Source organism: Pontibacterium sp., assembly GCF_041587635.1.
Lineage (GTDB): Bacteria > Pseudomonadota > Gammaproteobacteria > Pseudomonadales > Balneatricaceae > Pontibacterium.
Map to the genome: position 1 here is coordinate 1 of NZ_JBFGYC010000348.1, position 4,397 is coordinate 4,397.

The 4,397-nt window shown below is 50.8% G+C and carries 4 protein-coding genes; all 4 read left to right on the top strand.

Going from position 1 to position 4,397, the window contains the following annotated elements:
• Window positions 1–1,087: TonB-dependent receptor domain-containing protein (locus tag ABYW01_RS15140; protein ID WP_372834202.1), on the top strand; the 1,087-nt coding region annotated here is incomplete at its 5' end.
• A 36-nt stretch (window positions 1,088–1,123) separates the two neighbouring features.
• Window positions 1,124–2,035 carry an energy transducer TonB gene (locus tag ABYW01_RS15145; protein WP_372834205.1) on the top strand — a complete coding sequence of 304 codons (912 nt, stop codon included), beginning with the start codon at window positions 1,124–1,126 and terminating at the stop codon, window positions 2,033–2,035.
• Between the two features lie 335 nt (window positions 2,036–2,370).
• On the top strand, window positions 2,371–3,156 hold the full coding sequence (locus ABYW01_RS15150) for a TIGR01458 family HAD-type hydrolase (protein WP_372834208.1): 786 nt from the start codon (window positions 2,371–2,373) through the stop codon (window positions 3,154–3,156).
• A 21-nt stretch (window positions 3,157–3,177) separates the two neighbouring features.
• Window positions 3,178–3,771 (top strand): DUF938 domain-containing protein, encoded by a 594-nt coding sequence (locus ABYW01_RS15155; RefSeq protein WP_372834209.1) that lies wholly within the window; start codon window positions 3,178–3,180, stop codon window positions 3,769–3,771.
• The last annotated feature ends 626 nt before the right edge of the window (window positions 3,772–4,397 follow it).

Below are 4,397 nucleotides of genomic sequence, written 5' to 3' on the forward strand. Positions count from 1 at the left end.
GGATACCGAGCTGGCGGAGCTGACCAGTACCCGAGGTACTGAAGGGCTCGGTGTATATGTTGATGAGGCACGGGTGCGTCTGCACTCCGAAGTTGAGCATTACGGTCTGTTTCTGACGGATACGGTTGATCTGACGGACCGCCTCTCTGCCACACTGTCTGGTCGTTACAATTACAGCCGTATTGTGATGGAGGACAACTACGGTACCGAGCTGAATGGCGTACATAGTTTCAGTCGTTTCAATCCTGCGGCGGGTTTGGCGTATACGCTGGACGATGGCATGAGCGTATATGGTAGCTACTCTGAAAGTTCACGTGCACCCACACCGGTAGAGCTGAGCTGTGCAGACCCAGATGACCCATGTAAGCTGCCAAATGCCTTTATTTCTGATCCACCGTTGTACCAAGTGGTCGCTAAGAGCTATGAAATGGGGATTCGTGGAGAGTCGTCCGACCTGAACTGGAATCTGGGGCTGTTTCACACCACCAACCATGACGATATCTTGTTCATTAACGGCGGTTCTCTGACCAGCGAGGGTTACTTTGACAACGTAGGGCGTACCCGTCGTCAGGGTATTGAAGCGGCGTTTGCCAAATCGATGGGCGATTGGCAGTTCAGCGGTAGCTATACCTATTTAGAAGCCATTTTCCAAACAGGATTTATCGCCAACAGCCCGAACAATCCGCAGGCGAATGCGAATGGTCAGATTGCAGTCGAGAAGGGTGATCGTATCCCGAGCTTGCCACGCCATAACATCAAACTGGCGGCAGACTGGAACGCGACTCAGGCACTCGCGCTCGGTATGGATGTTCAGTTCAACAGCAGCCAATACTATCGCGGTGACGAAGCCAACCTGAACGAACAAGTGGATGGCTATACGTTGGCAAATCTGCGGGCAACGTATAAGGTGAATCCGTCTGTTGAGCTGTTTGCGCGGGTTGAGAACGTATTTGATAGCGAATACGAGACCTTTGGTGTGTACGGTGAGTCTGATGAAGTGCTGGAGGCTCAGGGCATCGATGATGACCGCTTCGTGGCACCGGGCAAACCGCGTACCGCCACCATTGGCATTCGCGCCCGGTTCTGACTGGTGTCAGCCCTTCGATGAAGGGTTGGTTTCACGATGTTGCCGTATGATTCAGTAAAGCCGCTTTTTGCTGCGGCTTCATTTTCCATTCTGGCCCACCTGAGCTTTGCGCTGGGGTGGGCCAGCTCGTCTCCAGAACTTTCAGCCGGAGAGGCTCCCACTCGGAAACCTGCTACAAGGGTTGTCCATCATGTTAGGTTAGCCTCTGGCCCTCAATTCCAACAAGACCCGCCAGCGACGGACGTGATTCCTGAGGTCGATACCTCATCCGATCCTGATCTTGCAACACAACCCCGCGAAACAAAAAAGCTTGAAGCGAAACCGAAAGCGGAGGTCAGTCTCAAGCAGGATGTACCGTCTTCGGAGGTTGTTACCAAGGAAAGTGTTCAGCAAGCTCTGCCACAGCCACAGCCACAGCCACAGCCACAGCCACAGCCACAGCCAAAGCCAAAGCCAAAGCCAAAGCCAAAGCCAAAGCCAAAGCCAAAGCCAAAGCCAAAGCCAAAGCCAAAGCCAAAGCCAATTAAGTCACTGGAATCGGTTGAAAAGATAGTCGCAGAGCAGAGAGAGGCCTCTCGTCATATGGTTGATCCCATCGAAACCTCGCCTGTATTGGATTCGCGCTCTATTGTCATGGAGCATGGTGTGGGAGAGTCAGATGCTGAGCCGATTCGCGTGGTCAAGGCGAAGTATCGAGAGGTGCCCCGGCCTCCAAAGTATCCGCGTAAAGCCAAGCGTAAGCAGCAGCAGGGTGAAGTGTTGCTGCATGCTTTAGTTGATCCCCGTGGCGTGACGCTGGAAATAAAGGTTGTACACGGTAGTGGATTTGAACTGCTCGATAAAGCTGCATTAAAGGCGGCAAAACGCTGGTTATTCGAACCTGCAAAGGAAGGTGGTGTGGCTATCGAGTCCTGGGTTTCGATCCCGGTGACATTTAAGTTGAACTGAGCGTTGGGTAATCTCAGTTCTGTGTTTCTGGCGGACGATTGTGCAAATCTGCGCCGAACTTTGATTAAAAAACATTCATTTGTTTTTCAAGGTGTTAGCCCAAAAATAGAAATTTTTCACATTTTTTCGGAACTAATTGCGTTTAGCAGGTACTAACCAAACAGTGAATTTGACTTTCCTTTACCCGGCACCCCCTTCAGCTGGGTAAATTGTGCGGACCTTCTTGTCCGCACTGTGTTCTAAACCGTCGATTTGGCCCGCCTTGTGCGGGCATTTTTCTGCCTGAAATTCCACCTACACTATAAGACAGACAAGTCATAAGAGATAAAAAGTGTGTGATCAAAGCGGTACTTATTGATCTTGATGGTGTTATCTATCAGGCCGATCAACCAATCCCAGGCGCTCAACGTACGCTCGACTGGCTCAAAGCCCGGAGCATCCCGTATCTGTTTGTTACCAATACTACTTCGCGCCCGAGGGATGCCGTTGTTGAGAAATTGCGCCTTATGGATATTCAGGTCAAACCTCAGCAGATTCTTACACCTGCAGTTGCTGTAGCCGGTTGGCTTAACGCTCAGGGGACAGTAACGATCGCCTCATTTTTACCCAAAGCCACCCAGAAAGACCTGAGTCAGTTTACCCAATTGACAGATACAGATGATGCGCGTGTTTCAGCGGTTATCGTCGGGGACCTGGCGCAGGATTGGAGCTTTGCAGAATTGAATCGAGCCTTTCGGCTGTTGATGTCCAACCCAGAGTGCCCGTTACTTGCGTTAGGGCTGAGTCGTTACTGGCGTTCTGCACAGGGCTTACAGTTGGATGTAGGACCTTTTGTTAAAGCATTGGAGTTTGCGACGGGGCGCACCGCTATTGTTTTCGGAAAGCCTTCCCGTGACTTTTTCCAACAGGCGTTGACTATGCTCGATGCTAAAGCCGGTGAGACTCTGATGATCGGAGATGATATTCACGGTGATGTGGGGGGCGCTCAGTCGGCAGGACTGAAAGCCGCGCTAGTAAAAACAGGTAAGTTTCAGCAGACGGACCTCTCCGGTGATATAGTGCCGGACGGGATTTTGGCGTCGTTTGCAGAGCTGCCGGCGTACTGGAAATCAATGGAATGATCTGAAACTGGAGTGGTCCTTATGCTGAACTTTTCTGAAGCCTGTGAGCGTAACAAAGACGTTATCCTGTCGATGCTACAACACCATCTTGAGAGCCATCGCTGTGTTCTGGAGGTCGGGAGCGGATCAGGTCAGCATGCATTGTACTTCTCTCAGGCGATGTCATCCCTGAAATGGTTGCCGAGTGACCTGTCCTTTAATCTGCCCGCGTTGTTAGAGAATCTGCAGAGCTCGCCGTGTGAGAATATCCTTTCGCCGCTGGCTCTGGATGTCAGTGTTCAGCCTTGGCAGATCCCCCATCAACCGGATGCGATCTTTACCGCGAATACTCTGCACATTATGGATGAAAACTCGGTCCGGACATTTTTTGACGGTGCAGGGGCGCTGTTGAAATGTGGCGGGAAGCTTTGTGTCTATGGACCATTCCGATATAACGGTGAATACACCAGCGCCAGCAATGCTAATTTTGATCTCTGGTTGAAAAGTCGTGATCCGCGCAGTGGAATTCGGGATTTTGAAACGGTTGATCGCTGGGCACAAAACAACGGAATGCAGTTACATCAAGATCACGCGATGCCCGCAAATAATCAATTTGTTGTCTGGGTAAAGAGCTAGGCGTGTGATGCGTCAGTGGGTGCTCATCAGGGGCTGCTGATCGATTGTTGTTAATAGGCTCGACGGGTTTGGCGGGTAAGCAGGGTAGCGGTATGTTTATTAGTGTATCTGGAGGGTTTGTATAAGGACTGGAAGTGTGGAACTGATGCTGCCAGTGCTGGCAGCATCAGGGTGAAAAGTGATCATCCCTGATACCCTTGTAACGTTATTGCTATCACGCAGGATCTTCAGCCTGACTACTTAGATGTAGACCACGGATACCCTGTCAGCCCGACAACAAACTGTTTACCACAGACGACAACTATCTGTCCGACTACTTAGGAACAGTGCACAGACGACGGCTTAACTGTCTGACTACTTAGCGCTACTCCACAGACGACTACATACTGTCTGACTACTTAGGTGTTCAGTTACGGGTAACCGGAATCTATCCGACTACTTAGGTTCTACATCACAGGCTTTCGAATCCTGAGAAGAGCATTCCCCTCCCAGTATCCCCATCAACGTTACTAAACCATCCGATCACATCCTGACTGCATACCGACTACAAACTACCAGTATCAGGAGACAGCAGAATCGTGATGGTTTGGCCATGGTTCCCATTTGACATCATCCGACTGCATGAC

Excerpts from the sequence above, each read along its gene's own strand:
- ABYW01_RS15155 (WP_372834209.1), top strand. The coding sequence starts at position 3,178 with ATGCTGAACTTTTCTGAAGCCTGTGAGCGTAACAAAGACGTTATCCTG.
- ABYW01_RS15145 (WP_372834205.1), top strand. The coding sequence starts at position 1,124 with ATGTTGCCGTATGATTCAGTAAAGCCGCTTTTTGCTGCGGCTTCATTT.